Origin of the sequence: Streptomyces sp. NPDC005496, from assembly GCF_042872045.1 — a bacterium.
In the GTDB taxonomy this organism is placed as follows: Bacteria; Actinomycetota; Actinomycetes; order Streptomycetales; family Streptomycetaceae; genus Streptomyces.
This window is the reverse complement of sequence record NZ_JBIAJQ010000003.1, coordinates 203,964-230,296: the sequence shown is the minus strand read 5'-3', so window position 1 is coordinate 230,296 and position 26,333 is coordinate 203,964. Positions and strand designations below refer to the sequence as shown.

27 protein-coding genes and 1 tRNA gene are annotated in these 26,333 nt (G+C 69.3%); 22 read left to right on the top strand and 6 right to left on the bottom strand.

Features of this window, described 5'->3' with window-relative positions; all coding sequences use genetic code 11:
* Positions 1-14 precede the first annotated feature (14 nt).
* The 3 genes from ACFYQQ_RS09725 to ACFYQQ_RS09715 form a co-directional block, all read right to left on the bottom strand.
* A complete protein-coding gene (locus ACFYQQ_RS09725; RefSeq protein ID WP_355786119.1) occupies positions 15-668 on the bottom strand; it encodes a hypothetical protein in 654 nt (217 codons plus the stop codon).
* A 377-nt stretch (positions 669-1,045) separates the two neighbouring features.
* Positions 1,046-1,303 (bottom strand): hypothetical protein, encoded by a 258-nt coding sequence (locus ACFYQQ_RS09720; RefSeq protein ID WP_355784175.1) that lies wholly within the window; start codon positions 1,301-1,303, stop codon positions 1,046-1,048.
* Positions 1,300-2,412 carry a DUF1152 domain-containing protein gene (locus tag ACFYQQ_RS09715; RefSeq protein ID WP_355784172.1) on the bottom strand — a complete coding sequence of 371 codons (1,113 nt, stop codon included), beginning with the start codon at positions 2,410-2,412 and terminating at the stop codon, positions 1,300-1,302. The genes ACFYQQ_RS09720 and ACFYQQ_RS09715 overlap by 4 nt, the downstream gene beginning before the upstream one ends.
* Before the next feature lie 81 nt (positions 2,413-2,493).
* Between ACFYQQ_RS09715 and ACFYQQ_RS09710 the strand changes: the two genes are divergently transcribed.
* The 3 genes from ACFYQQ_RS09710 to ACFYQQ_RS09700 all read left to right on the top strand — a co-directional run bounded on the left by ACFYQQ_RS09710 (position 2,494) and on the right by ACFYQQ_RS09700 (position 4,768).
* Positions 2,494-3,234: a GntR family transcriptional regulator gene (locus ACFYQQ_RS09710; protein WP_355784169.1), complete on the top strand. Its 741-nt coding sequence runs from the start codon at positions 2,494-2,496 to the stop codon at positions 3,232-3,234.
* Positions 3,235-3,518: 284 nt separating this feature from the next.
* Complete coding sequence (locus ACFYQQ_RS09705; protein WP_057603433.1) at positions 3,519-3,956, top strand: ATP-binding protein; 438 nt, start codon at positions 3,519-3,521, stop codon at positions 3,954-3,956.
* An 83-nt stretch (positions 3,957-4,039) separates the two neighbouring features.
* The gene (locus ACFYQQ_RS09700; protein ID WP_355784164.1) at positions 4,040-4,768 is read left to right on the top strand and encodes a GntR family transcriptional regulator; all 729 of its coding nucleotides are present in this window, start codon (positions 4,040-4,042) and stop codon (positions 4,766-4,768) included.
* A gap of 49 nt (positions 4,769-4,817) precedes the next feature.
* On the opposite strand, the gene ACFYQQ_RS09695 is transcribed toward ACFYQQ_RS09700, so the two are convergent.
* Complete coding sequence (locus ACFYQQ_RS09695; RefSeq protein ID WP_355784162.1) at positions 4,818-5,033, bottom strand: hypothetical protein; 216 nt, start codon at positions 5,031-5,033, stop codon at positions 4,818-4,820.
* A 364-nt stretch (positions 5,034-5,397) separates the two neighbouring features.
* Between ACFYQQ_RS09695 and ACFYQQ_RS09690 the strand changes: the two genes are divergently transcribed.
* The 11 genes from ACFYQQ_RS09690 to ACFYQQ_RS09640 all read left to right on the top strand — a co-directional run bounded on the left by ACFYQQ_RS09690 (position 5,398) and on the right by ACFYQQ_RS09640 (position 12,606).
* Positions 5,398-5,754 carry a hypothetical protein gene (locus ACFYQQ_RS09690; RefSeq protein ID WP_319595780.1) on the top strand — a complete coding sequence of 119 codons (357 nt, stop codon included), beginning with the start codon at positions 5,398-5,400 and terminating at the stop codon, positions 5,752-5,754.
* A gap of 5 nt (positions 5,755-5,759) precedes the next feature.
* The gene (locus ACFYQQ_RS09685; protein WP_355784159.1) at positions 5,760-7,145 is read left to right on the top strand and encodes an FtsK/SpoIIIE domain-containing protein; all 1,386 of its coding nucleotides are present in this window, start codon (positions 5,760-5,762) and stop codon (positions 7,143-7,145) included.
* Between the two features lie 3 nt (positions 7,146-7,148).
* Complete coding sequence (locus ACFYQQ_RS09680) at positions 7,149-7,778, top strand: DUF2637 domain-containing protein (RefSeq protein ID WP_388904124.1); 630 nt, start codon at positions 7,149-7,151, stop codon at positions 7,776-7,778.
* A 19-nt stretch (positions 7,779-7,797) separates the two neighbouring features.
* The gene (locus ACFYQQ_RS09675; protein WP_355786308.1) at positions 7,798-7,998 is read left to right on the top strand and encodes a hypothetical protein; all 201 of its coding nucleotides are present in this window, start codon (positions 7,798-7,800) and stop codon (positions 7,996-7,998) included.
* Entirely contained in the window at positions 7,998-8,189 is a 192-nt protein-coding gene (locus tag ACFYQQ_RS09670) for a mobile element transfer protein (protein ID WP_355786305.1), read from the top strand. The genes ACFYQQ_RS09675 and ACFYQQ_RS09670 overlap by 1 nt, the downstream gene beginning before the upstream one ends.
* Positions 8,190-8,198: 9 nt before the next feature.
* Positions 8,199-8,393: a hypothetical protein gene (locus tag ACFYQQ_RS09665; protein WP_388904121.1), complete on the top strand. Its 195-nt coding sequence runs from the start codon at positions 8,199-8,201 to the stop codon at positions 8,391-8,393.
* A 13-nt stretch (positions 8,394-8,406) separates the two neighbouring features.
* Positions 8,407-8,652: a SpdD protein gene (locus tag ACFYQQ_RS09660; RefSeq protein ID WP_388904119.1), complete on the top strand. Its 246-nt coding sequence runs from the start codon at positions 8,407-8,409 to the stop codon at positions 8,650-8,652.
* Between the two features lie 130 nt (positions 8,653-8,782).
* A complete protein-coding gene (locus ACFYQQ_RS09655) occupies positions 8,783-10,105 on the top strand; it encodes a replication initiator (protein ID WP_388904117.1) in 1,323 nt (440 codons plus the stop codon).
* Entirely contained in the window at positions 10,081-10,275 is a 195-nt protein-coding gene (locus tag ACFYQQ_RS09650; RefSeq protein WP_132888890.1) for an AlpA family transcriptional regulator, read from the top strand. The genes ACFYQQ_RS09655 and ACFYQQ_RS09650 overlap by 25 nt, the downstream gene beginning before the upstream one ends.
* A complete protein-coding gene (locus ACFYQQ_RS09645) occupies positions 10,272-11,645 on the top strand; it encodes a site-specific integrase (protein ID WP_355783396.1) in 1,374 nt (457 codons plus the stop codon). The genes ACFYQQ_RS09650 and ACFYQQ_RS09645 overlap by 4 nt, the downstream gene beginning before the upstream one ends.
* Before the next feature lie 73 nt (positions 11,646-11,718).
* Positions 11,719-12,606, top strand: a complete 888-nt coding sequence (locus ACFYQQ_RS09640; protein ID WP_355783394.1) for a nuclease-related domain-containing protein — start codon at positions 11,719-11,721, stop codon at positions 12,604-12,606.
* Between the two features lie 45 nt (positions 12,607-12,651).
* On the opposite strand, the gene ACFYQQ_RS09635 is transcribed toward ACFYQQ_RS09640, so the two are convergent.
* Both ACFYQQ_RS09635 and ACFYQQ_RS09630 read right to left on the bottom strand, forming a co-directional pair.
* Positions 12,652-13,401 carry a hypothetical protein gene (locus tag ACFYQQ_RS09635; RefSeq protein WP_355783391.1) on the bottom strand — a complete coding sequence of 250 codons (750 nt, stop codon included), beginning with the start codon at positions 13,399-13,401 and terminating at the stop codon, positions 12,652-12,654.
* A gap of 231 nt (positions 13,402-13,632) precedes the next feature.
* Positions 13,633-13,704, bottom strand: a tRNA-Arg gene (locus ACFYQQ_RS09630).
* 201 nt (positions 13,705-13,905) lie between these two features.
* Here ACFYQQ_RS09630 and ACFYQQ_RS09625 point away from each other — a divergent pair.
* The 8 genes from ACFYQQ_RS09625 (at position 13,906) to ACFYQQ_RS09590 (ending at position 26,194) form a co-directional block, all read left to right on the top strand.
* Entirely contained in the window at positions 13,906-14,394 is a 489-nt protein-coding gene (locus ACFYQQ_RS09625) for a response regulator (protein ID WP_355783388.1), read from the top strand.
* A gap of 570 nt (positions 14,395-14,964) precedes the next feature.
* Complete coding sequence (nrtL, locus tag ACFYQQ_RS09620; protein ID WP_388904113.1) at positions 14,965-16,377, top strand: ArgS-related anticodon-binding protein NrtL; 1,413 nt, start codon at positions 14,965-14,967, stop codon at positions 16,375-16,377.
* Positions 16,378-16,384: 7 nt separating this feature from the next.
* Positions 16,385-17,776 (top strand): diaminopimelate decarboxylase, encoded by a 1,392-nt coding sequence (gene lysA, locus ACFYQQ_RS09615; protein ID WP_355790305.1) that lies wholly within the window; start codon positions 16,385-16,387, stop codon positions 17,774-17,776.
* A 157-nt stretch (positions 17,777-17,933) separates the two neighbouring features.
* Positions 17,934-19,232: a homoserine dehydrogenase gene (locus ACFYQQ_RS09610; protein WP_355790310.1), complete on the top strand. Its 1,299-nt coding sequence runs from the start codon at positions 17,934-17,936 to the stop codon at positions 19,230-19,232.
* Positions 19,233-19,238: 6 nt separating this feature from the next.
* Positions 19,239-20,297 (top strand): threonine synthase, encoded by a 1,059-nt coding sequence (gene thrC, locus ACFYQQ_RS09605; RefSeq protein WP_356169397.1) that lies wholly within the window; start codon positions 19,239-19,241, stop codon positions 20,295-20,297.
* Between the two features lie 548 nt (positions 20,298-20,845).
* Positions 20,846-21,775: a homoserine kinase gene (gene thrB, locus ACFYQQ_RS09600; RefSeq protein WP_355786221.1), complete on the top strand. Its 930-nt coding sequence runs from the start codon at positions 20,846-20,848 to the stop codon at positions 21,773-21,775.
* Between the two features lie 392 nt (positions 21,776-22,167).
* Positions 22,168-24,207: a transcription termination factor Rho gene (rho, locus tag ACFYQQ_RS09595; protein WP_355786224.1), complete on the top strand. Its 2,040-nt coding sequence runs from the start codon at positions 22,168-22,170 to the stop codon at positions 24,205-24,207.
* A gap of 175 nt (positions 24,208-24,382) precedes the next feature.
* Positions 24,383-26,194, top strand: coding sequence for a trypsin-like serine protease (locus ACFYQQ_RS09590; RefSeq protein WP_356169403.1), 1,812 nt, complete (start codon positions 24,383-24,385; stop codon positions 26,192-26,194).
* The last annotated feature ends 139 nt before the right edge of the window (positions 26,195-26,333 follow it).

Below are 26,333 nucleotides of genomic sequence, written 5' to 3'. Positions count from 1 at the left end.
CCTCTCGTACACTCCTACGCCGGATTCTTCAACATGAAGTCGCGCACCCCATCAATAAACATTCGCACCTGATGCTCGTCGTAACTGGCGTAGTCGCCGTGAGCCGCCTTGTTCCGCAAGTCCATCCACGCCGTGATCTGTTTTTGCCGCAGGCCGTCGTAGACGCCCGCCTTTTTGAGGTCGGCGTTTAGGACATCTGCCTTCCTCGGCTTGCCTGGCGCTGCTTCCGTGTCGATGCCGTGCTTCACGCAGAGGGCGCGTAAGTGCACCTCCAGCGACGTGCCGACGATAACGGCTGCCGGGTCTTTGTAGCCGACATTAAGAAGACCGTCTGCCATTTCCAGATAGTCGCTGTACGTCTGAGCATGAACGAGTTCGACCACAGAGTCGATCCACCCTGCGTGCAGATCTTCACGAAGCGCAGTTGCGACGGCGTGGATGTCCGCGAATTTGTGCCGCAAGTGCATGGAGCGATAGAGGTCGAGCTGCTTCCGGTAGGTCGACTCAGGAAGGCAAATACGCTCGATAACCGCTTCGAGTCGGTTGCTGTAGACGCGAGCCTGCGCGCCGACTTTCTCATCCGTCAGCCACGTGTCGCTGCTGAGCAGGTAGTCGCACTCGGGGAGTAGCGTGTCCAACTGCTTCAGCAGGTACTCCAGCTTCGCCAACGTTCAGCCTCCGTCGCGGAGTTGATCTCAACAGAACGAATCAGGATACGTCCCACCTAGGACAGTGGCCACAGAGTTGCGGAGAGCTGCCGAAGGCAGCGTCTCTTGGGATGCGACGCCGCAGGACTTGCGCGCACCCGCCACTTACCCCAGCTCCCATCCCGGTGCCGGCCGATCCCTCGCCGGAGGCATCGCTCTGACTTCAACCGTTCACCGTGGAGTATCCGCCTCACTGGTCTCGGCTCATTTGCTTGAGCGCGGCGCGGGCGCCGGCCGGGCTGGAGCGGGGCGGAGACAGGAGCGCAGGCCCGGCCGGGGGCCGGGCCGCGCGCGGGGAGCGAAGCGAGCCGCCTTGAACCCGTGAAGAAGGTTGTAACTCAGGCTGCTGGTGGGCCTGACGGGTCCTCGGTGGCTTGAGCTTCCTTGGTCATCGCGAGGCTTCGGGATTCCGCGGCTGCTCGCTGGAGGGCTGCGGCTACCTGGTCGGCGTCGTCGGCTGAGAGCTGGATGTCTTGCGTCCAGAGGATCGACAACCTGATGTTGCCGGTCGCCAGATTCAGGGCCACGTCGGTTTCCGCCCCGGTGCCGGTGGCGTCCTGTGCATCCAGGCTGAGATCGCTCCTGAAGACGCTCATCGTGGTTGCGTCTCGTCCTCAACGGCTGACAGCTCCCAGAGAGGCGCTGCGTATCGCTCCGGTCGCCTATGGATGAGCAGTGCCCGGAGGTCTTCGCGCTGGATGCCGGGGATACCCAAAGCCTCGGTGAGCCGGCGGAACGTCGTGTGGGTGACGCTGCGGCTTCGGGCCTCGTTCTCGAACTCGGCGAGCTGCGGCAGCACGGTCTCAGAATCAAGCTTCACCGTCGGTTGGTCCTTGAGCCAGGCGGCCTTGTTGCGCTCGTAGTCGATCTCCGAGTAGCCGCAGATCTCGCGGCTGTGCGCTTCAACCTCGTCCAGGGTGGTGGTCGAGAGAATGGCGCGGGCCAGCTCGTTCCGGTTCAGGGCTTCGTCCAGGTCGACTTCGTGGACCGTCGGGCCGGCTTCCGTGAGTGGGATGGGGAGCCCTGCATCCCGGACTTCGCAGACGCCGCGTATCCCTCGTGCTGTCGCTGCGAGCATCCCGGTTGCCTCGGACGGGTGCCACTCCAGGACTGCGCTGACCGGCTCAGTGTCCTCCGCGGTGAAGGTGTGGACGAGGGGACCAAGCAGGCTGCGTACCTCGGCGGGCGGAATTTCACCGTCCAGGCCGGGGCCTGCGACCAGAAGCCGCACGGGAGCGTTCACCTGGCAGATCGCGGCCAGAGTCAGAGCGTCGGCAAGCGGGCTCTTGAGCGTGGGCTCATCGCCTCGCGCGAGGATGTCACCCCCCACGTCCAGGAGGTCGATTGAGTCCGGCCTCAAGTGGCTTATCAGCTCTTCGAGTTGGCGCGTGACGCCTTCGACACCGTGATGCGGATCGATCAGGGCAAAGGTGTGCGGGAGCTCTGCCGCAAGCCGGGGGAGTGTGGAGCCTGCTGGAGGGATCGGGCGGGCTTCGGCCGGCACCGACCAGACAGACGGGGTGAGTGGTTCGAGTCCCGTGAAGTCGGCGGGGCTGCGGGGGCCTGGGATCGGGTCGACCAACAGGCGGTCCCACGCGTAGGTGAGGATCACCGCCTGGTCGTCGGCGCCGTACAAGGCGGCGTCAAGCATTGCGGCGGCGACTGCGTCGCCCCCTCCTCCTGCTGCGACGATCAACCGCGTCATGTGCCCAACATTACGGGTTCGGGGTCTGGCCACTCACCCTATAGTGGCTAGAGGCCATAGCCACTTGGACGAGGAGGGGACATGCCTCAGATCGAAGAGGCGCAACCGAAGTATCTCCAGATCGCGCACTACATCCGCGATCAGATCCTTCGGGGCGACCTCAGGCCGGGCGACGAGGTGCCCTCGGAGAGGCAGCTTGCGACGAACTGGAAGGTGTCTAGGCCTACGGCCGCGCGGTCGTTGGAGGCGCTGAGCAATCAGGGGCTCGTCGAGAAGAGGCAGGGCTCTGGCACGTATGTGCGCAGCCTCGAAGTGAACCGCCGGGCGCGAGAGTTGTACGGGCGAGCGCGGCAGACGGGGAAGATCTACACCCCTGGCGAGTACGCGGTCATCACCTCGGCCGGCTGGTTGGATGCTCCGGATCACGTCGCTGAGGCGCTGGGCCTGGTGAAGGATCGGCGGGCTGTGCATCGTCGGCGCGTGACGAACAACCAGGACGGGCCCATCACCCTGTCCACTTCGTGGTTCGCGCCGGACGTCGGGCAGCGGGCGCCCAAGCTCCTGGAGCCGGAGCGGATCCAAGAGGGCACTCTGATGTACGTCGAGAACATGACGGGGCGGCAGGGGAGTTACGCCGAGGACCGGATGTGTGCCCGGCAGGCGACCGATGAGGAGTCGGCTGACCTGCAACTGGAGTGCGGATCCGCGGTCTTGATCGTGCACCACGTCGTCTTCGACCTCCAGGACCGGCCGTTGGAGTTCGCCGAAGCCACGTACCCGCCGCAGCGCTGGGCGTTCGAGCAGGGCTACCCCCTCACCTGAGCGCACCTGATGGAGCATCAGTTGGAAGATTCGCTTGCGCAGCGTGAGTGGCTAATGCCACTATCCATTAAGTGGCTAAGGCCACTTCCTGAAGGGGGCACGTTGTGACGGGTCAGCGGCCGGAGCAAGGCGCGCACTTAGCTTGCCGAGGATGCCGTGGGCGGGGCTGGAAACGCGTCAGCTCGCGCACAGCTCTCGTGCTGTCCACCGTCGACGACCGTGCCCGTGCCGCATCGAAACGGCGCTGCCTCGACTGTGACGGCAGCGGCAAGGAGTGAGCACGGATGGCCTTTACGATCGATCGCTATCCCTCTGAGGACTCGCCGCGACTCGGGGCGATGACCCTGTATCCCGTCGCCGAGTCCGTGCACCTGGCCAGGCGTTGGTTCCGGAAGTTCATCGCCCCGTACAACCCGGCCTGTTCGGTCGACGACTGCGTGCTGATGATTTCGGAACTCGTGACCAACGCCATCGTCTACGGTCGGTCCGACGAGGTGTGGCGTGTCCGGGTGGAGTGGTTCCGGGATGGGGCCTCGCTCAAGGTCGAGGTGCACAACGCCGGCTTCCCGGCCAGGGTGAGGCTGCGGCAGCCTGACGCCGTCGACGCGCACGGGCGCGGACTGCTCCTCGTCGACTCCATTGCCGAGTCCTGGCACTCGGGGCCCAGTCGCTTCGGCGGGACAGTCGTCTCCTTCGTGATGGCCGATGCCTGGCCGACCTGAAGGGGGAGCCGGGTTCTTTTCTATATGCACTGTCGCTAGTCTGGTTGACCAGTTGACTTGGCCAATTCTGACGGGCGGCGTGCATGGCGTATGAAGTGGAGGCGCCGAAGTACGTACGCCTCGCGCAGACGATCCAGCAGCGCATCGAGGACGGCACCTACCCGCCGGGCACGAAGGTCCCCAGTGAAAATCAGCTGGTCCAAGCGTTCGGAATGTCCCGCCCTACCGTCGTGCGCGCCCTTGAGCTGCTGAAACGAGACGGTTGGGTCGAGTCCCGGCAGGGCTACGGCACCATCGTGCGGGGGCGACCGGCTGACGTCGAGCACCAGGAACGCCGCGGGCGTGAAGTGCTGGAGCGGGATGAGTCGCGGACTCCTGGACGCCTGGTTCTAGTGGACCAGGTGCCGGTACCGGCGCGCGTCGCCTCCGTGCTCGGGTTGCCCAAGCGGGCCAGAGTCCTGATGCGCCGATTCCTGGTCGAGGTGGATGGCGAGGCCGTTGAACTCGCGTCCTCGTACTTCCCGGCCGGCCTCGTCGAAGGCACTGAGCTCGGGAGCTCCGAACCGCTGGGCGTCGGCGTCCGAGAACACTTGGAGGGCCGGAAGAAGGTCCGATTCGACCATGTGACGGAGCGCGTCTCGGCCCGGATGCCAGATGCCGGTGAGTCTGAGCTCCTCGGCCTTCCTGATGGCGTGCCCGTCCTCAGCGTCCTGGTCGTCGCCCGAGATGCGTCCGGCCAGGCTTTGCAGGTTTCTGACGTGGTGCTTCCTGCTGATGGGCAGGAACTGGAAGATACCTACCGACTCGGCTGAGCTGTCAGGATGTGCGGGTCACGCGCGCTGCGTAGTGCGGCTGCTTGTCTCAGGCGCGTCGACTGGCGAGCCGGTAGACCACGTATGTGAAGCCGAGGATGACGTCCACGGCCGCCCATAGGCCGATGATGAGCCCTACGCCGATTGTCGTTCCGACTTCGCTCGCGTCTTCGCACAGCTTGAGGTCGTCACCTGTCAGGCTTCGGCAGTCTTCGGGCGTGCCGCTGGCGGTCGAAGCACCCGTGATCACCCAGATCAGGAACAAGAGCTGGACGGCAAGGAAGAGCCACAGGAAGACGCGTCGTCGCTTCTTCGGTTGAGGCGGCGGCCCGCCCTGGTATGGGCTGCTTGGCGGGGGCCGCTGTGGCGGTGTCGGCCAGCCGTCCGGTGGTGGCGTGGACCCCTGCGAGTCACGTGGATCCCATGGCTGTGGACCCTGAGCGCGGTCTCTTCGGCCCATGCTCCGCCCTCCTCTGTGCCGGCTGGCTTCATGGTGCGCTCGCGGTACCGGCGCCGCTCGTTGACAGCCACCGGAATCACTTGACAAGTCAACCTGGCATCTCTAACTTCGAACTTGATAAGTCAACTTGTCAGGTGGCGAGTTGGTCGACTCCAAAGGAGAAATCTCTGTGCGTGTGATCCGCGTTGACGCCTCGACCGCGACGATCCTCCTCACCGAAGCGCCGGCACCGAAGGTGCGTGACCGGCAGACCGGTGAGATCGCCAAGGACGCCGTAAGCGGTGAGGCGCTGATGACCGTCGGCGTCGTCTTCATCGACGAGGGGGACTCGTCGCTCATCCAGGTCACGGTTCCCGAAAGCGGTGTGACGGAGGGCCTGACCGTCGGTGCTCCGGTGTCCCTGCCGGGGCTCATCGCCCGGCCGTGGGAGAGCGTGTTCAACGGCCAGCAGCGGCACGGCATCGCCTACCGCGCCACCGCCATCGCGCCGGGTGTCTTCCCGGTCTCGGTCGCTCAGGCGGGCTGATCGTCGTGACGGACCTGATCACGTTGGCCGAGTTGGGCGCGCCGCTCGCTGCGATAGGTGGAGCGACCTACGTCCGGCACGCCAACCCGGCCGCGTACTGGTCCACGGTCGGGCTGCCGGTCTCGGTGGCCCGGCTGCTGGCCTCGTACTCCTCGACCATGGACGCATGCGGCCTGACCGTCGCGCCGTCCCGGCTGCGGGTGCTGGCCATCAGGGCGACCAGCCGTCGGGAGATCCGTCCCGTCCCGCCCCGTCGAGGCATCATCCGGCCCACGACGACCGGCCTGCGCGTTCGGCTCCGTCTGGCACCCGGCCAGGAACCCGCGGACGTCGCCGCTTCGGCGGAACGGCTCCGTCACGCCTGGGGCGTGCACGCCGTGTACGTGAAGGACGTCAAGCCCGGTGTCGTCGAACTGCGGCTCATCGGTTTTGACGTCCTGCGCAAGGTCCGGATGCCTCGGCGGATTGAGGGCGGGTTGCTCAAGGTGCCGGTGGCGCTGCGGGAGGACGCCACGGCGTGCTTACGGGACTACCGCGCCGTGCCGCATGAACTCGTCCTGGGCGCAACGCTGTCGGGCAAGTCCATGTACCTCCGGAACCTGATCACCGGGCTCGCCCGGCAGCCCGTCGCCCTGGTCGGCATCGACTGCAAGCGGGGTGTCGAGCTGGCCCCGTTCGCCTCCCGGTTCGCAGCGCTGGCGACCGATCCGCATGAGGCGGCCGAGCTGCTGCCCGTCCTGGTCAAGGAAATGGAGGACCGATACGACCTGATTAAGGCCCGACAGGGCATCGCCCCCGGCACGCCCGACGAGGAGATCACCTCTGACATCTGGGGCCTGCCTGAGAGCGAACGTCCCGTTCCCGTCGTGCTGTTCGTCGACGAGGTGGCCGAACTCTTTCTCGTCGCCACGCGCAAGGACGAGGAACGCCGCGACGAGATGGTCACGCACCTCATCCGCCTCGCCCAGCTCGGCCGCGCGGCCGGCATCTACCTGGAGGTCTGCGGGCAGCGCTTCGGCGCGGAACTCGGCAAGGGCGCCACCATGCTGCGTGCCCAGCTCACCGGCCGCGTCTGCCACCGCGTCAACGACGAAGCCTCGGCCAAGATGGCACTCGGCGACATCGCCCCGGAAGCGGTCTACGCCTCCTGCGCCATCGCCGCCGAGCTGCCCGGCTTAGCCGTGGCCGGTGACACCTCCGGCGGCTGGTCCCGCATCCGCACCCCGTACCTGTCCCTCGCCGCCGCTGCGGCCACCTGCCGCGACACGGCCCACCTCGCCCCGGACGTTCCGGCGCTCACGCCCTTCCGGCCGTACGTCCCGCCCGTCGCCCTCAACACTCCCAATCCGATACCCACCGCGGGCCTGGCCTCCGAAACAGTGGGGGAGTGAGCGATGCGCACCCACCGGATCCGAGTCGACCCGGTTTTGATCCAAGCAGCCATCGCCGCCGCGCTCTCCTTCGCCCACCTGCACGACCTCGCCGCAGCAGCCGGACAGGACGGCTGGAAGGCGTGGGCCTATCCGATCAGCGTTGACCTGCTCCTCGTCGCGGCCTGGCGACGGCTGCGCTCCGGTACGGCGAAAGCCTCGGGCTGGTGCTGGTTCACCGTCGCCCTGGCCGCGTCACTCGGGGCCAACGTCGCCACGGCCGGACTGCTCGACCTCGGCGACGTCCCCGCCTGGCTGCGCATCCTCGTCGCCGGATGGCCCGCCGTCGCCTTCCTCGGCGGAACCCTCCTCGCCCACGACACCCCAGACCGCGACCAGGTGCCGGTAGCCGACCAGGACGAGGCACCCGCGCCGCCGGTTCTGTTCACCGCGCCTGAGCTGCCCACCGCTAACCCGCAGCCGTCCGCACCGCCGGCCGCCGCCCCGGTCCCGCCCGCGCTCGTCGCCCTCGCCCGCAAGGTCGCCGACGACCACCGGACCCGGACCGGGACGGACATCGACACCCCGACCCTTCGCAGCCGTCTCGGCGTCCCGCTCCCGCTCGCCGAAGCCATCGCCACTCAACTCACTTGATCCCGGAGGACTTTCCACCTTGCGTCCGTCCACGCTCCGCGCGCTCAAGCGTGCTGCCGAGCTGACACGTCAGAACCGCCTCACCGAAGCCGTGCTCATCGCAGAACCGGTGATCCTCACCGCCGACGAGTACGAGGGCGACGAGATCTTGCACTGGCTCGCCGACCACGCCGCCGACTTCACCGGCGAGAACCACAACGACCCGAAGGAGCTGCCCTGATGCCTGCCAACCGCCGCTTCCGCAATGTCGTCCGTATCGGACCTGTCCAGGTCGGCACCGCCTACGACAGCCGCGGTCGTGAGAAGCACACCACCGTGTGCACCGCCCCGCGCTGCGACTTCTCCAACGACTACGACACTCGCGCCGCCGCCGAACTTGCCGCCCGCACCCACCGCTGCCGCGTCCGCTGAGGAGAACCGGTGACCGTCTCCCTCCCGCTCGTCTTCGTCCTGGGCGTCATCGCCTGGGCCGCGATCAAGTTCTTGGGCATCCGTATGTGGGTCGCCGTCGTGATCGCCCTGTTCGGCTTCTGGCTCTCCCACACCTTCCTCGCCCCCGCCATCGAGTCCGGCACCCGCTCCGGGGTCGACGTCGTCAACGGCGACAACCGCTGAAAGGAGCTCCGCCATGTTCCGCCCCAAGCTGCCCGACGTCCCCGCTCCGCCGTCGACCCTGACCCACCAGCCGCAGCACCACTACCCGGCGCCCACGGCCGTCCGCTCGCTCAGCCCCTACGCGGGCCCGGTCGCCGCCGTCCTGGTCGGCGGAGTCGTCCTCACCGCACTCCTGGCGGCCGTCGCCCTCACGGCCATCTCCGTGGCCATCGCCGCCGTGGTCCTGCGCTCCCTGCTCAACAACGCCAACAGTCGCTGACCGGCCGCCGGGGCGGCAAACGCCGCCAAGCATCCCGCCGCCCCGGGGCCGTCCCTCCCAACCGCAGAAACAGCCGAAAGGAACCCCCATCATCACCCGGCAGACTCCGCCCCCGCTGGCGGAACTCTCCATGCTGGCCTCTCTCGGCACCATGCCTGAGCTGGCCCGCCAACTCTCCGGCTTGGGCGGCTGCACCCACCCTGTCCGCCTCGACGGCCACCGCACCGAATACGCCGTCGACACGACAACCGGCGAGATCGGCCGCACCCTGCACCACCTCGACTCGACCGCCCTCCCGGCCGGCCAACTCCTCGTCCGCTGCAACAACCGCCGCGCGACCCGCTGCCCTGCCTGTGCCGAGACCTACCGCCGCGACACCTACCACCTGATCACCGCCGGACTGCGCGGCGGCAAAGGCACCTCGGACCAGGTCGCCACACACCCGCGCGTCTTCGCCACCTTTACCGCCCCTGGCTTCGGCCCGGTCCACAACCGCCGCACCGACGGACGCCCCTGCCGCTGCGGTACCCGGCACGCCGAGAATGACAGCAGGTTAGGCACGCCCCTCGACCCGGACCGGTACGACTACGAAGCGGCCGTCCTCTGGAATGCCCACGCCGGGCACCTCTGGCGGCGCTTCTCGATCTACCTCCGCCGGGAGGTCGCCAAGCGCGCCGGTCTCACCCAACGCTCCTTCCGCCACCACGCCCGGATCTCCTTCGCCAAGGTCGCCGAATACCAGAAGCGCGGAGCCGTCCACTTCCACGCCGTCATCCGCCTCGACGGCCCGGAAGGCGGCGACATGGCACCGCCCACCTGGGCGACGGCAGAGCTCCTGACGGACGCCATCCAGGCCGCAGCCACCGCCGCCCGCGTCGACGGCCCGACCGTAGACGGACGCGCACACACCTTCGCCTTCGGCCGTCAACTCGACGTCCGAACGATCCGATCCGCCGACTTCGACGACGGCCAGGAGCTGACTGAACGAGCCGTCGCCTCGTACATCGCGAAGTACGCGACCAAAGGTGCCGAGACAGCGACCGGCACCCTCGACCGCCCCCTCAAGTTCCTCGCCGAGCTCGCCCAAGCACGCATCTCCGACCACGCCCGACGCATGATCCGCGTCGCCTGGACCCTCGGCGCACGCCCCGCGCTCGCCGAGCTCCGTCTTCGGGCCTGGGCGCACATGCTCGGCTTCCGCGGCCACTTCTCCACCAAGTCCCGGCGCTACTCCACCACCCTCGGCGCGCTCCGCACCGCCCGCGCCGACTGGCGACGCGCACAGCTCGCCCCGGTGGTCGGGACAGAGCCGACGGAAACGACTCTCGTCCTCTCGCACTGGGTCTTCGCCGGAACGGGCCTATCCCGCGCCGAAGCCTGGCTGTCCGCATCCCTCGAACCCGCCCCCGGAACGGAAGGAGAACCGACATGGACGCCCGTCGCGACGAGCTGATGACCGTTCGCCAGGTCCTGGACGAGCTGGGCGGCGTCTCTCGCCGCACCTTCTACCGCTGGCGGGAGCTGGGATACGGGCCGGCCGCGTTCAAGCTGCCCAACGGAGAGCTCCGGGTATGGCGTAGCGACTTCACCACGTGGCTTCGGCAGCTGGAGGCAGCGGCGTGAAGTCCCTTGACGTCAAGGTCTGGGCGGTTCGCAAGCGGGACACCAAAACGCCCTCGTACGGTGTCCGCTGGTCCGTTGCCGGCAACGTGCTCTCGGAGTCATTCCGCACCAAGGCGCTCGCCGACCACTTCCGCACGAAGCTCATGCGAGCGATGCGCGACGGTGAAGAGTTCGACACCGAGTCGGGCCTTCCGGCCTCGATGGAAGAGAAGAAGTCGGCCGTGTCCTGGTACGCCTTCGCCCTCAGATACCTGGCCATGAAGTGGCCCCATGCCGCCCCCAATACGAGGGACGGCATCAATGAATCCCTCACCAGCGTGACGCTGGAGCTCCTCGACGAGCGTGCCGGACGGCCGTCCGATGAGGTGATCCGCAAAGCACTGCGCAACTGGGCCTTCGTGTTGCCTGGGCCCGACGATCGGGAAGTCCCGGACGACGTACGGAACGTTCTCCACTGGGTGTCCAAGGCCTCCCGACCGCTCGCCGATCTTGCTGATCCAGCCACGGCCCGCGCGGTCCTCGACTCGCTGAAGCTCAAGCTCGACGGTACGGCGGCAGCGGCAGAGACCGTGCGGCGCAAGCGTCGGACGCTCGTCAATGCCACGAACTATGCGGTCGACCTGGGGGAGCTGCGCGAGAACCCCATTACTGCGGTTCGCTGGCAGAAACCGAAGGTGTCCAATCAGGTGGACCCGCGCGTAGTCGCCAACCCGGAGCAGGCTCGCAACCTCCTGGCGGCCGTCTCCTACGTGGGCGGATACCGACGTGCCCGCGGCCGTCGTCTCGTGGGTCTGTTCGCCGCGATGTACTTCGGTGGCCTCCGGCCGGCTGAAGCGGTCGGCCTCGCGGAGACGGACCTGATCCTCCCGGAACAGGGCTGGGGCTCGGCGCTGCTCCACCGGACGCGCCCGTCGGTCGGCAAGCAGTGGACCGACTCGGGGGAGACCCACGACGACCGCGGGCTGAAGAACCGGCCGACCGAGGACGTCCGGCGGGTACCCATTCCGCCTCACCTCGTCGCCGTGTTCCGTGAGCACCTGGCCACCTTTGGCACGGCGGACGACGGGCGCCTCTTCTTCAGCGAGAAGGGCTCGGTCGTCCCGTCCTCCACCTACTACCGCGTCTGGCAAGAGGCCCGGCTCCTCGCGCTCCCGCCGGCCGCCGCCTCCTCGCCGCTCGCGAGTCGGCCGTACGACCTTCGACACTCGGCGCTGTCGACCTGGCTCAATGCCGGTGTCGACCCGACCGAGGTCGCCGAGCGCGCCGGCAACAGCGTTGAGGTCCTGCTGACCCGCTACGCGAAGTGCCTCGACGGACGGCAGGACGTCGCCAACCGGCGCATCGAGGACCTTTTGCGCGAGTACGAGTGAGACACCCTGCACCCCACCGCGGCCCCGGGCATCTTGTCCGGGGCCTCCCTCGTCTTGAGCCTTACCTGCTGCGATGCTTCGAGCCGAGGTCGGACGAGGGGGACTCGTGGAGCTGAAGGTCACGCGCTGGAAGCGGTACGGACATGATCGCCTGTACGCCAACCTGCCTGAAGGCGCGGCGGTCGGTTGGGTGGATGTGAAGACGGGGGACATCACGGTCCTGGTCGCCGAGTATCGCGACGACGTGATCGCGGTGCTGACTGATCACTTACGGAACAGCCCCGAACCGGTCGCGCCGCAGAAGACGCCCAGGACGCCCAAGGCCGAGGGGCCCCCGCTGCTGCCGCCTCTGACGGCGGCCGACGACCTGTCCACCAACCGTCCCGGTGAGTCTCTGCTCGACAAATCCGGACCAGGCCTGATCAAGAGATTCGTCTTACAGCTCCTGCGGCGCCCCGCCGAGTGGGACTCCTGGCGGAAGGGCCTGGCGGGGGAGCAGCGGGTGGGAGCCGAACTGAACCGCTTGGAGCGGCACGGCTGGCGCGTCCTGCATTCCATCCTCTTGACCGAGAAGGTGGACGTGGACCATTTGCTGATCGGGCCCGGTGGCGTGTTCAGCATCAATACGAAACACCATCACAAAAGGGCTGTGTGGGTCGGCGACGACTCCGTGAAGGTGGATCACGGAAAGCCGGCGCCCTATGCGCGTAAGAGCAGGGCTGAGGCCAAGCGGGTAGCCCGAGTGCTTGAGCACTACTGCGGCTTCCCCGTACCGGTGGAGCCGGTGCTCGTCTTCGTCGGTGTGACCGATCTGAAGGTGGTTGCCACACAGCTCAGCGTGCGCGTGTACCAGGAGCGTCAGGTGGCGGCACTGGCGCCGCTCTCCGGGGTGTTGACGGCCGAGCAGGTCGAGCAGGTGTACAGCGTCGCTCGCCATCGACAGGCTTGGAGCCAGGCCTGAGGCAGCCCGTCTCAACGAGGGGTCAGTGATCTTGCCAGAAGCGGTTCACCCATCCCAGCGGGTTGCAACGGCATCCGCGACGCTGAAGACAGCGTCACATTCGGCACATTGCGCTCTACCGAAAAGATAGGTCAACTTGCCCGCGACTTCGGGCTGGTTGTCGGCAAGCGCGCGACTGTGCAGTCTTTGGGCAAGCCCCTCCAGCACTGAGGAGTCTGCGGGCTGAAGAGGGAGTTTCTTTGCCGCGGTCTCGTTCATGTACATGCTGTCTGTGGTCGAGAAGAAGCCGTACTCACCGAAGGCTATGAAGTTCTCGGCGCTACACGCGGGGCAGGGCACTTCGTACTCGTCGTCGTTCAGGCCGTCGAGTTGTTCGCCCCAGACCGGGGCATCTTCGAATCCTAGGAGTGCGGCGAGCAAGTAGACGTAAGTTCCGGGGTCATCGATGAGGCTCGGATCCCGAAGAGCTTCCTCAGTCAGTTGCAGCAGGTCGGACATCTCCGAGGCGTAGGCCACGTGGGGATCTTGCTCGCCGTATGGCTGGTCGGTGCTGGCCGCGATGGCGCCGGCCAGCAAGAGCGGTTGCTGTCTGTCCGCAGGGGACCACTGGCGCGCCATGTCTCGTAGGGTCGGCAAGGCGGCATGGCTTGCCGAGTAGACGGTGCCCTGATGGCACAGGCGGGACCAGAGCTCGGTCCAGTCTGAGTCGTTCGGGGCTTGGCTCACCCTGTCGAGTAGACCGGGAACGTCTTCCGCCGTGCCGTAGGCGTGCTTGAGCTGCGACCAGTCCGTCATATCGGCGATCTAAGCAGTCGGGTGCCGCAGATTTCACGACCGGGGGCGTGCCAGTCGCCCTGTCGTCGGAAAGCGTTCGGCGACCTGCGGCGACGCTCCAAGATCCCGTCCACGCCTCGTCCACGGACGCCGACATACGGTCGCTTCGGGCTGCATCTGGCTGCACATACGCGAAGACCCCGGCCTCAGCGTTTCCGCTGGTGACGGGGTCTTTGGGCACCTAATCCAAGGTGCCCCCGGCAGGATTCGAACCTGCGCACACGGCTCCGGAGGCCGTTGCTCTATCCCCTGAGCTACGGGGGCGTGTCGGCCGCAGTGTGTGCGGCGACGGGTAGAACCCTACCAGCTCGACAGGGGGTGCCATGAACAGGTTTCCGCGGGGAGTCGAGGCCCTGAACTGGGCCGGGTGACCCTCAGGGGGTGGAAGTCGGGAAAACCCGGACGCGGTGGTGGCCGCCGACCTACTCTCGAGTTGTGCCAGGTGCGTCCGGTCGGGTCCTTGTCGTGGACGACAACAAGGTGATCCGGCAGCTGATCAGGGTCAACCTCGAGCTGGAGGGCATCGAGGTCGTGACCGCCGCCGACGGTGCCGAATGTCTGGACATAGTCCACCAGGTACGGCCCGATGTCGTCACCCTCGATGTCGTGATGCCCCGTCTCGACGGACTGCGTACCGCCGCCCGGCTCCGTGCCGATCCCCGGACCCGGAATCTTCCCCTCGCCATCATCAGCGCGTGCACTCAAAACGAGGTCGACACCGGGCTCGATGTTGGCGTCGACGTATTTCTCGCCAAGCCGTTCGAGCCGACCGAACTCGTGCGCGTCGTACGACAGTTGATGGACCGGGCCACCGAGCCTGGCCGGGCGATCGGGCCCAACTCGGGCGTCCGTGGGAACGCCCATGGCGGCGTCCACGGCACCGTTCACGGTGAGGGCCACGGGAGTGTCCATGGCAGTGGCGATCCCGAGCGCGCCGGTCGCAGCGGGAGTTAGATCCGTCGGCATCGGTCATCGCCGGTCAATCTCGGGGCCGGCGGGTCAACCAGCACCAGTTGACCGTTGCCCGCCGTCCGCGAGTCCCGTCGGCCGGTGGGCTTACGGCGATCGGTGGGTCAGCAGTTCGCGTACGTTGACCGGGTCCGCCCCACCGCACCTCGCCCACCTCGGTGACAGTGTTCACGGCGAGGCTCGCTCACCGGGGCTGTCCACGGCGTAGCGGCCCCGAGCGTGCCGGTCGGGCGCTCGTTGCCCGGGTCCACCCCGCCGCACCTCACCCACCCCGATGACACTCCTCACGGCGAGGCGCGCACACCGGGTTGTCCACGGCATAGCGACCCCGAGTTCGCCGGTCGGGCGTTCGTTGCCGGCTCTGCCCGCCGCACCCCGCCGGCCCCCGGCGCACCGCATCCCCACTCCGCCGCCCCACCTCGCTCCAACCCGCCCGCAGAGGCTTCCCCAACGCACCCCCTCCGCCCCCCTCTCCCTGCCCCACCCCCGTCCACATCCCGGAACCCCGGGAAACCGAGTCGCCTCCGCACCCCCCTCCTCCCCTAGGCTTGACCCGTGACCCCCGTCGAGCTCTCCCGTACCGTGCTGCGCGCGGTGCGTCGTGCTGTCGACGAGGGGGAGCTGAGCGTGGCCGTGCCCGCACGTGCCGTCGTCACCGCGCCCGGACCCGGTGGCTGGGGGGACTACGCCACCAACATCGCCTTGCAGCTGGCCCGGCCCGCCGGACGTCCGCCTCTTCAGGTCGCCCGCGTCCTGCGGCCCCACCTCACCCGCTCCGCCGGTGTCGCCGACGTCGAGATCACCGGCCCCGGGTTCCTGAACATCCGCCTCGACAGGACGGCCGACCCCGCCACCGCCCTCGTACGCGAGATCCGAGCGGGTGAGTACGGCCACAGCGACGCCCTCGCCGGGCAGGTGCTGCGGTTCCGCATTCCGTACGACATCCGTGCGGAGGTCGTCGCCGACGCCCTCGTCCGCATCGTCGCCACGCAGGGCGGCCGTGCCGAGGTCGAGCACCGTACGGGCGCCAGCGCCGAGCGGATGCACCAGGCGTCCACGGCCGCGGACTGCGAGCCTGCCGAGGTCGAGCACCGCACGGATGCGACCTCCGAAGCTGGCCGTACGGCCGCCAGCCCCGAGGGCGGCAGCGCCGAGCGGATGCACCGGGCGTCCACGGCCGCGCCCGCGGACTGCGAGCCTGCCGAAGTCGAGGACCGTACTACCGCCGCGTCCGAAGCCGGCCGTGCCGGGCGCGTGCACCGGGCCCCCACGACCCCGCCCTCAGACGGCGGCCGCGCCGAAGTCGAGCCCGGTTCGGCCCCCACCCCCGCCAGTGCCCCCGCCGGCACCCCGCAGCGGACCATCGCCCCCGCGCCCGCGGACGCCGGTCAACCCGGCCGCCCCGACATCACCCCCGTACCCCCGGCTCTCTCCGCCCCCGAGCCCCCCACACCCCCCACCCCCATAAACCTCCGCCCCCTCCCCGCCCCCGAGGACCCGACCCCCCTCGGGGGTGATGCCGCGCGGTGGGCGTTGCTTCATCCTGCTGGGCGTGATCTGCCGAGGGTCACCGCCGACCATCTCGTGCAGCGGGCCGTCAATCCGCTGTTCCGGGTCCGTTATGCCCACGCCCGGACCCGGGCGCTCGGCCGTAACGCCGCCCGGCTGGGTTTCACCGGTACCCCGGGTGATCCGCAGGCGCCCGACGCCGCCCCTCTTCTTCGCGCTCTCGCCGACCACCCCCAGGCCCTGCGCGCCGCCGCCACCCAGTACGCGCCCGACCGGCTCGCCCGGCATCTGGTGGTCGTCGCCGACGCGGTCCTCGGCTTCCAGCACACCGTGCTGCCGCTCGGGGACGAGAAACCCTCGGCCGCCCACCGTGCCCGGCTCGCGCTCGCCGAAGCCGCCGGAGCGGTGCTGGCCGGCGGCCTGTCCCTGCTCGGCATCAGTGCCCCTGACTACCTGTGAGAGAAGAATGAGCCGTTCCGCACACCCCGCCGGGCCCCGTCACGCCGATGTGCTCCCCGAGGGCCACTACAGCGCCCCGCCGAAGGACCTCAACGCCCTCGACCCCAAGGTGTGGGCCCAGACCGTCACGCGGACCGAGGACGGTGTCGTCAGCGTCGGCGGGATCGACGTGACGAAGCTGGCCGAGGAGTTCGGCACCCCCGCCTACGTCGTCGACGAGGCGGACTTCCGGGCGCGGGCGCGCGCCTGGCGTTCCGCCTTCGGGCACGACGCCGACGTCTTCTACGCCGGCAAGGCCTTCCTGTCGCGTGCCGTGGTCCGCTGGCTGCACGAGGAGGGGCTGAACCTCGACGTGTGCTCCGGCGGCGAGCTCGCCACCGCGCTGTCCGCCGGGATGCCCGCCGACCGGATCGCCTTCCACGGCAACAACAAGTCGGTCCGCGAGATCACCCAGGCCATCGAGAGCGGGGTCGGGCGCATCGTGCTCGACTCCTTCCAGGAGATCGTCCGGGTCGCGCACATCGCCGACGGCCTCGGCAAGCGGCAGCGCGTGCAGATCCGCGTCACCGTCGGCGTCGAGGCCCACACGCACGAGTTCATCGCCACCGCGCACGAGGACCAGAAGTTCGGCATCGCGCTCGCGGACGGGCAGGCCGCGGAGGCCGTACGCCGTGCGCTGACCCTCGACGGGCTCGAACTCATCGGGATCCACTCGCACATCGGGTCGCAGATCTTCGACATGGCCGGCTTCGAGGTCGCCGCCCGCCGGGTCGTGGCTCTGCTGGCCGCGGTCCGCGACGAGCACGGCGTGGAGCTGCCCGAGATCGACCTCGGCGGCGGTCTCGGCATCGCGTACACCAGTGACGACGACCCCCGCGAGCCGCACGAGATCGCCAAGGCGCTCGGCGAGATCGTCACCCGCGAGTGCGAGGCGGCCGGGCTGCGCACGCCGCGCATCTCCGTGGAGCCGGGCCGCGCCATCGCCGGGCCGACCGCCTTCACGCTGTACGAGGTCGGCACGATCAAGCCGCTGGAGGGCCTGCGGACGTACGTCTCCGTCGACGGGGGCATGTCCGACAACATCAGGACCGCGCTGTACGACGCCGAGTACAGCGTCTCGCTCGTGTCGCGGGTCAGTGACGCCGAGCCCATGCTCGTCCGGGTGGTCGGCAAGCACTGCGAGAGCGGCGACATCGTGGTCCGCGACGCGTTCCTGCCCGCCGACCTCGCGCCCGGCGACCTCATCGCGGTGCCGGCGACCGGCGCCTACTGCCGTTCGATGGCGAGCAACTACAACCACGCCCTGCGGCCGCCGGTGATCGCGGTCCAGGACGGCGAGGCCCGGGTGATCGTCCGCCGCGAGACCGAGGAGGACCTGCTGCGTCTCGACGTCGGATGACGCTCCCGGGGACGCCCGGCGGCGGGCGGAAGATCTCCTGTGTCCGCCGCTCAGGAAAATGAAATAGACATCTCACGATCCGGACGAGGGATAGAAACTCCCGTCCGGTGAGTGAGACTGGTCCAACCGTGACGGTATGAGGAAACGAGGTCGGATGATGCGTACGCGTCCGCTGAAGGTGGCGCTGCTGGGCTGTGGGGTCGTCGGCTCCGAGGTGGCGCGCATCATGACGACGCACGCCGACGACCTCACGGCGCGCATCGGCGCCCCGGTGGAGCTGGCCGGCGTGGCGGTGCGGCGGCCCTCCAAGGTGCGCGAGGGCATCGACCCGGCCCTGGTCACCACGGACGCGACCGCGCTGGTCAAGCGCGGGGACATCGACGTCGTCGTCGAGGTCATCGGCGGCATCGAGCCGGCCCGCACACTCATCACCACCGCCTTCGAGCACGGCGCCTCGGTCGTGTCGGCCAACAAGGCGCTGCTCGCCCAGGACGGCGCCGCCCTGCATGCCGCCGCCCAGCAGCAGGGGCGGGACCTCTACTACGAGGCCGCCGTCGCCGGTGCCATCCCGCTGATCCGCCCGCTGCGCGAGTCCCTCGCCGGCGACAAGGTCAACCGCGTGCTCGGCATCGTCAACGGCACGACCAACTTCATCCTCGACAAGATGGACTCGACGGGCGCCGGCTACCAGGAGGCCCTCGACGAGGCCACCGCCCTCGGGTACGCCGAGGCGGACCCGACCGCGGACGTCGAGGGCTTCGACGCCGCCGCCAAGGCCGCGATCCTCGCCGGTATCGCCTTCCACACGCGCGTGCGCCTCGACGACGTGTACCGCGAGGGCATGACCGAGGTCACCGCCGCCGACTTCGCCTCGGCGCGCCGGATGGGCTGCACCATCAAACTGCTCGCCATCTGCGAGCGGGCGGCCGACGGCGGCTCGGTCACGGCACGCGTGCATCCCGCGATGATCCCCCTCAGCCACCCGCTGGCCTCAGTGCGCGGCGCGTACAACGCCGTCTTCGTGGAGTCGGACGCGGCGGGCCAGCTCATGTTCTACGGCCCCGGAGCGGGCGGTGCGCCGACGGCGTCCGCCGTGCTCGGCGACCTCGTGGCGGTGTGCCGCAACCGGCTCAGCGGCGCGACCGGGCCCGGCGACTCCGCGTACACCCAGCTGCCGGTCTCGCCGATGGGCGAGGTCGTCACGCGCTACCACATCAGTCTCGACGTGGCGGACAAACCGGGCGTGCTCGCCCAGGTCGCGACCGTCTTCGCCGAGCACGGCGTCTCCATCGACACCGTGCGCCAGCAAGGCCGACCAGACGGAGGCGACGATGCCTCTCTCGTCGTCGTCACCCACCGGGCGTCCGACGCCTCCCTGAACGGGACCGTCGAGGCGCTCCGCAGCCTCGACACCGTACGGGGCGTCGCCAGCATCATGCGGGTTGAAGGAGAGTAACCAGCAATGACCCACCAGTGGCGCGGAATCATCGAGGAGTACCGGGACCGGCTGCCGGTCTCCGACAGCACTGAGGTCGTGACGCTCCGGGAGGGCGGTACGCCGCTCGTGCCGGCGCAGGTGCTCTCCGAGCGCACGGGCTGCGAGGTCCACCTCAAGGTCGAGGGCGCGAACCCCACCGGGTCCTTCAAGGACCGCGGTATGACCATGGCCATCACGCGGGCCAAGGAGGAGGGCGCGAAGGCGGTCATCTGCGCCTCCACGGGCAACACCTCGGCCTCGGCCGCCGCCTACGCCGTACGCGCCGGGATGGTCTCCGCCGTCCTGGTGCCGCAGGGCAAGATCGCGCTCGGCAAGATGGGCCAGGCCCTCGTGCACGGGGCGAAGATCCTCCAGGTCGACGGCAACTTCGACGACTGCCTCACGCTGGCCCGCTCGCTGTCGGACAACTACCCGGTGGCGCTGGTCAATTCGGTCAACCCGGTGCGTATCGAGGGCCAGAAGACGGCCGCGTTCGAGATCGTCGACATGCTCGGCGACGCGCCCGACATCCACGTCCTGCCGGTCGGCAACGCGGGCAACATCACGGCGTACTGGAAGGGTTATCGCGAGTACGCCGCGGACTCGATCGCCTCGCGGACCCCCCGGATGTGGGGCTTCCAGGCATCCGGTTCCGCGCCCATCGTGCGCGGCGAGGTCGTCAAGGACCCGTCGACCATCGCCACCGCGATCCGTATCGGCAACCCGGCCTCGTGGCAGTTCGCGCTGGCCGCCCGGGACGAGTCGGGCGGCCTCATCGACGAGGTGACGGACCGTGAGATCCTGCGCGCCTACCGGCTGTTGGCGGCCCAGGAGGGTGTCTTCGTCGAGCCCGCCTCCGCCGCGTCCGTCGCCGGTCTGCTGAAGGCGGCCGAGCAGGGACTGGTCGACCCCGGCCAGCGGATCGTCTGCACGGTGACCGGCAACGGGCTCAAGGACCCGGACTGGGCCGTCGCGGGGGCCCCGCAGCCGGTCACCGTCCCGGTCGACGCGGTGACGGCGGCCGAGCGGCTCGGTCTCGCGTAGAGGTCCGACGGGCCTCGGGCGGGCGTGGCCCCGCGGGGCGACGGCCGCCGCGGGGCACCGACACCCGGGGCCGACGGTGGGCAGGCGCAGGCCGCGCCCACCGCGGCACCCGGCACACGGGGCGACGCCCGGCCACGGGCCACCCCCGTACGGAGGGACGCTGGCCCGCCGACGGAACCTGGCCCCTGGCGCCGTCGCCCGCCGGGGTGTGAAACGCCTGCTCAGCCGCCCTCGGTGTCCGCGCGGGGGAGTCGGAGGGTGAGGGAGGCCGGGTTCCGGGGTAAGTGGTGCGCGGGCCTCGTCGGCGGCCGCTCGCGGGGCCGTTCCGCGGGGACCCGGCAGCGGGTGCACAAGGGGCTTACGACACGCATCGTGCGCCTCCCGTGCGCCCTATGTCGCCACAGAACCTTCCTTCGATAGGCTGTACCGAACCCGCCCGCCGCATATGCCGCGGAGCCGCGCCGCGCCTGCGGCCCACGGGTCTTGCGCACGTATCGCAGTTCATCGACATCTCGCACATCACGCAGCTCAAGGAGAGTCATCGAGCGATGGCCGGTCCAGCCTTCCGCGCCGCCGCCGTCCGGGTGCGCGTCCCCGCCACCAGTGCCAACCTCGGCCCGGGCTTCGACGCCCTCGGCCTGTCACTGGGGCTCTACGACGACGTCGTCGTCCGCGTGGCCGACTCCGGGCTGCACGTAGACATCGCAGGCGAGGGCAGCGAGACGCTCCCGCGCGACGAGAGCCACCTGCTCGTACGCTCCCTGCGCACCGCCTTCGACCTGCTGGGCGGACAGCCCCGCGGTCTCGAGATCGTCTGTGCCAACCGCATCCCGCACGGCCGCGGCCTCGGCTCCTCGTCGGCCGCCATCTGCGCGGGCATCGTCGCCGCGCGCGCCGTGACGATAGGGGGCGACAGCCGGCTCGACGACACGGCGCTGCTCGAACTCGCCACCGAGATCGAGGGCCACCCCGACAACGTCGCGGCCTGTCTCCTCGGCGGCTTCACGCTCTCCTGGATGGAGAGCGGCGCCGCGCGGGCGATCCGGATGGAGCCCGCCCGTTCCGTCGTCCCGGTCGTCTTCGTGCCCGGCAAGGCCGTGCTCACCGAGACCGCGCGGGGACTGCTGCCGCGCACCGTCCCGCACGTCGACGCCGCCACCAACGCGGGCCGTGCCGCACTGCTCGTCGAGGCGCTGACCAGGCGCCCCGAGCTGCTGCTGCCCGCCACCGAGGACCGGCTGCACCAGGAGTACCGCGCTCCGGCCATGCCGGAGAGCGCCGCACTGGTGGAGCGGCTGCGGGCCGACGGCGTGCCCGCGGTGATCTCCGGCGCGGGGCCCACGGTCCTGGCGCTGGCCGACGAGGCGAGCGCCGACAAGGTCGCCCACCTGGCGGGCGAGGGCTGGGCCGCGAACCGCCTGGACCTCGACGCACAGGGGGCGAGCGTGCTGCCGCTCGCACCGACCGGCGCCCACTAGGAGCCACGGTTGCCGGATTTCGAGAGGGGGAATGTTTGTTGGATCCGGTAGTGTTAACCTCAAGTCTGCACCCGACCCCGCCATGGCGAGGTGCTTCGTGTCCCCGTCCGGGACAACCATTCTTCCGGGAGCCTCCCAAGCCGCAGCGTGTTCCGTACTCCGTACGACGACACTGAGCGGTTTGCCGAGCACGCTCCGGAACCGGCGTGACCGAGCCGCGTGACACAGGCACCGAGTGCCACGGCTCCGGGAATCGTCATCACCAGATATCTCTTCCGCCGCTTTGGCGGACCACCGCCCCGGCACGGTCCACAGAGACAGGACCAAAGCCGGACAGCACAACCGGTCGCCGAGCCAGACAGGCCGACGTCCGCTCCAGGGAAGGACCCTTCGTGAGCGACACCACCGATCTGATGGGCGCACGTGTCGAGGAGACCGCTGCCGCGCCCGCCACGGACGCCTCCGCGCCTGCCACCGGTGCCGGCTCCCGGCGGCGCCGTGGCACCGGCCTCGACGGCATGGTGCTGGCCGAACTGCAGCAGGTCGCATCCGGCCTCGGCATCAGGGGCACCGCGCGTATGCGCAAGAGCCAGTTGATCGAGGTCATCAAGGAGGCGCAGGCCGGAGGAGGCGCCGCGGCGAAGACCGCCGACGCCGCCGAGACCAAGCCGAAGCGCCGCGCCACCTCCAAGGCCCGTACGGGTGACGAGGCCGCGCCCGCCGCGAAGTCGGCGGAGAAGGCCGACAAGGCCGCCGAGAAGGCCGTGGCCCAGCAGCAGATCGAGATCCCCGGCCAGCCCGCCGGGGGCCCGGCCCGCACGGCCGAGGCCGAGCGCAGCGGAGACGACGCCCCCGCGGGCGAGCGTCGCCGCCGCCGGGCCACCGCCGAGGCAGGCAGCCCCGAGACGGTCGCCGCCGAGGCGAAGAACGAGCCCAAGGCCGAGGCGTCCGTCGACGACGGCGCCGAGGGCCGGCAGGGCCGTCGCGACCGCCGTGAGCGCGGTGAGCGTGGCGACCGTGGTGGCCGCGACCGTGACCGCCGTGGCAAGGGCGACGACCAGCAGCAGGGCGGCCAGGGCGGCGGTCAGCAGCGCCAGGACCGTCAGGACCGCCAGCAGCAGGGCGGCGGCCGTCAGGACCGCCAGGACCGGCAGCAGCGGGACAACGGACTCCAGGACGACGACGACTTCGAGGGTGGCCGCCGCGGCCGCCGGGGGCGTTACCGCGACCGTCGTGGCCGTCGTGGCCGTGACGAGTTCGGCGCCAACGAGCCGCAGGTCGCCGACGACGACGTCCTGATCCCCGTCGCGGGCATCCTGGACATCCTCGACAACTACGCGTTCATCCGCACCTCCGGCTACCTGCCCGGGCCGAACGACGTGTACGTCTCCCTCGCCCAGGTCCGCAAGAACGGTCTGCGCAAGGGTGACCACATCACCGGCGCGGTCCGTCAGCCCAAGGAGGGGGAGCGCCGCGAGAAGTTCAACGCGCTCGTCCGCCTCGACTCCGTCAACGGCATGGCTCCCGAACACGGCCGCGGCCGACCGGAGTTCAACAAGCTGACGCCGCTGTACCCGCAGGACCGCCTCCGCCTGGAGACGGACCCGGGTGTGCTGACGACCCGGATCATCGACCTCGTCGCGCCGATCGGCAAGGGCCAGCGCGGTCTGATCGTGGCCCCGCCGAAGACCGGCAAGACCATGATCATGCAGGCGATCGCCAACGCGATCACGCACAACAACCCCGAGTGCCACCTGATGGTCGTCCTGGTCGACGAGCGTCCGGAAGAGGTCACCGACATGCAGCGGTCGGTCAAGGGCGAGGTCATCTCCTCGACCTTCGACCGTCCGGCCGAGGACCACACCACGGTCGCCGAGCTCGCCATCGAGCGTGCCAAGCGCCTGGTGGAGCTGGGCCACGACGTCGTCGTGCTGCTCGACTCGATCACGCGTCTGGGCCGTGCGTACAACCTCGCCGCGCCCGCCTCCGGCCGCATCCTGTCCGGTGGTGTCGACTCGACCGCGCTGTACCCGCCGAAGCGCTTCTTCGGTGCCGCGCGCAACATCGAGGACGGCGGCTCGCTGACCATCCTGGCCACCGCGCTGGTCGACACCGGCTCGCGCATGGACGAGGTGATCTTCGAGGAGTTCAAGGGCACCGGCAACGCGGAGCTCAAGCTCGACCGCAAGCTCGCCGACAAGCGCATCTTCCCGGCGGTGGACGTCGACGCGTCCGGCACCCGTAAGGAAGAGATCCTGCTCGGCAGCGACGAGCTGGCCATCACCTGGAAGCTGCGCCGGGTGCTGCACGCGCTCGACCAGCAGCAGGCGATCGAGCTGCTTCTCGACAAGATGAAGCAGACGAAGTCGAACGCCGAGTTCCTGCTCCAGATCCAGAAGACGACGCCGTCGCCGGGCAACGGCAACGACTGACTCAGCCGGTAGGAACCACCGAGGGCCGCCCCCGTCACGCACGTGACGGGGGCGGCCCTCTGTGCTGCGTGGGGGCCGGTGTACGATCGCGACTTCATCTTGAGTCGAAGAAGTCTTCGATTACTGTTCGACGACGCTTCGCTCTCTCAACTCTTGACTCTGTGGGGGGACTTGAGTGGGCACAACCACGTCCGGAGCCGGTCGGCACAGACGCCGGATCCGCATAGCCGTCCCGGTCGCGGCGGCCGCGCTCGCCGCGGCCGTCGCCGGCGCGCTGCTGATGTCGTCCGCGGACGCGGCCACCGCGCTGCCCGAGCCGACCGTCAAGCCCACGACCAGCTCCGCGACGCTCGCCGAGCTGACGAAGCGGGTGGCGGGCGCGGTCGCGGGTGACGACATCGCCGGCGAGACGCCGAAGAAGTCGGCGCTGAGCGCCGGTACCGGCGCCTCGGCCATCGACCCGAAGATCATCGGTGGCACCGAGACCACGATCACCTCCGCCCCGTGGATGGCGCAGCTCTGGTACTACGACGACCAGGGCACCGCCGGCGAGAGCGACGACCTCGGCTTCTTCTGCGGCGGCGCCGTCGTCTCGCCGACGAAGATCCTCACCGCCGCGCACTGCGTCGACGGCTACGACTGGCACGCCAACGGCGCCGTCATCACCAACACCTCGCAGCTGCCGACCACCGACGAGTCGGACAACACCGACCTGCACGGCGGCACCGTCTCCGGCGTCTGGCGCCAGTGGGACCACCCCTCGTACAGCGACGCGACCATCGACAACGACATCGCCGTCCTGACGCTGCCGAACCCGATCTCGGCCAAGCCGATCCGGATGACGACCTCGGGCGACACCGCGTCGTACGCGGCCGGCACCGAGGCCACGCTCTACGGCTGGGGCCGCACCACCTCGACCACCGAGGACATCTCGGAGACGCTGAAGACGGCGACCCTGCCGATCCAGTCCGACAGCACCTGCGCGGGCTACTACGGCTCCGACTTCATCAAGGGCCACATGGTCTGCGCGGGCAAGCCGGCCACCGGCAGCGACACCGGCACCACCTCCGCGTGCAACGGCGACTCCGGCGGCCCGCTCGTCGTCGGCGGCCGCATCGTCGGCGTCGTCTCCTGGGGCGTGAAGGACTGCGTGGCGGAGGGCGCGTACAGCGTCTTCTCGAAGGTCGGCTCGTACGCCGGCGCCGCGTACCCGCGCGTCGAGGACACCAACCTCAGCGGCGACGACAAGGCCGACCTGTTCCTGCGCCAGAACTCCAACGACGAGGGGTTCGAGAAGGACTCCAAGGGCACCACGTTCGGCGCCCGCCAGTCCTGGGGCGGCTGGGCCGGGGTCAACGTCATCCTGCAGACCGACCTCGACCGCGACGGCTACCAGGACATGGTGATCCGCCGCAGCTCCGACGGCGACGTCTTCTGGCAGCACTACGTGCCCGCCAGCGGCACCTGGGCGACCAAGCAGATCTTCGACAACTGGAAGACCCGCACCCGCATCGTCGCCCCCGGCGACGTCACCGGGGACGCCCTGCCCGACCTGCTCTCCGTCGACTCCGCCGGCTATCTGTGGATCTACCCGGGCAAGGGCAACGGCTCCTTCTCGTCCCGCGTCCAGGTGAGCTCCGGCTGGAACCAGTACAACTCGGTCCGCGGCCACGGCGACTTCACCGGCGACGGCAAGGCCGACCTGATCACCCGAAGCAAGAGCGGCTCGTACGTGTACCTGTACAAGGGCACCGGCAAGGCGGGTTCCGGAGCCTTCTCCACCCGCATCAAGGTGCGCACCTGGAGCGGCTACAACGCCTTCGACGCCCCCGGTGACGTGACCGGCGACGGCAAGGCCGACTTCCTGGCCCGCACCCCCGGCGGCACGCTCTACCTGTACAAGGGCACCGGCAAGGCCACCTCGGAGATCTTCGCCACAAGGATCACGATCGGCACCGGATACGAGAAGTACGACATCTTCGCCTGAAATCGCAGGTGAGCCCGGATCCTCCGGGTCACGCCCGTCACGCACTGTGCCCACCGCTCCACGCGGTGGGCACAGTGCGTTGTGCAACCCTTTCCCGGGTTTCCCCGTCTGACCGTACGGAGTGACCATGGACCGGTAC

Excerpts from the sequence above, each read along its gene's own strand:
- ACFYQQ_RS09700 (WP_355784164.1), top strand. The coding sequence starts at position 4,040 with ATGGCGTATGAAGTGGAGGCGCCGAAGTACGTACGCCTCGCGCAGACG.
- ACFYQQ_RS09720 (WP_355784175.1), bottom strand. The coding sequence starts at position 1,303 with ATGAGCGTCTTCAGGAGCGATCTCAGCCTGGATGCACAGGACGCCACC.
- ACFYQQ_RS09640 (WP_355783394.1), top strand. The coding sequence starts at position 11,719 with ATGCTTCGAGCCGAGGTCGGACGAGGGGGACTCGTGGAGCTGAAGGTC.
- ACFYQQ_RS09650 (WP_132888890.1), top strand. The coding sequence starts at position 10,081 with ATGGACGCCCGTCGCGACGAGCTGATGACCGTTCGCCAGGTCCTGGAC.
- ACFYQQ_RS09705 (WP_057603433.1), top strand. The coding sequence starts at position 3,519 with ATGGCCTTTACGATCGATCGCTATCCCTCTGAGGACTCGCCGCGACTC.
- ACFYQQ_RS09660 (WP_388904119.1), top strand. The coding sequence starts at position 8,407 with ATGTTCCGCCCCAAGCTGCCCGACGTCCCCGCTCCGCCGTCGACCCTG.
- lysA (WP_355790305.1), top strand. The coding sequence starts at position 16,385 with ATGAGCCGTTCCGCACACCCCGCCGGGCCCCGTCACGCCGATGTGCTC.
- ACFYQQ_RS09610 (WP_355790310.1), top strand. The coding sequence starts at position 17,934 with ATGCGTACGCGTCCGCTGAAGGTGGCGCTGCTGGGCTGTGGGGTCGTC.
- ACFYQQ_RS09635 (WP_355783391.1), bottom strand. The coding sequence starts at position 13,401 with ATGACGGACTGGTCGCAGCTCAAGCACGCCTACGGCACGGCGGAAGAC.
- thrC (WP_356169397.1), top strand. The coding sequence starts at position 19,239 with ATGACCCACCAGTGGCGCGGAATCATCGAGGAGTACCGGGACCGGCTG.
- thrB (WP_355786221.1), top strand. The coding sequence starts at position 20,846 with ATGGCCGGTCCAGCCTTCCGCGCCGCCGCCGTCCGGGTGCGCGTCCCC.
- ACFYQQ_RS09655 (WP_388904117.1), top strand. The coding sequence starts at position 8,783 with ATGCTGGCCTCTCTCGGCACCATGCCTGAGCTGGCCCGCCAACTCTCC.
- ACFYQQ_RS09680 (WP_388904124.1), top strand. The coding sequence starts at position 7,149 with ATGCGCACCCACCGGATCCGAGTCGACCCGGTTTTGATCCAAGCAGCC.
- ACFYQQ_RS09715 (WP_355784172.1), bottom strand. The coding sequence starts at position 2,412 with ATGACGCGGTTGATCGTCGCAGCAGGAGGAGGGGGCGACGCAGTCGCC.
- ACFYQQ_RS09670 (WP_355786305.1), top strand. The coding sequence starts at position 7,998 with ATGCCTGCCAACCGCCGCTTCCGCAATGTCGTCCGTATCGGACCTGTC.
- ACFYQQ_RS09710 (WP_355784169.1), top strand. The coding sequence starts at position 2,494 with ATGCCTCAGATCGAAGAGGCGCAACCGAAGTATCTCCAGATCGCGCAC.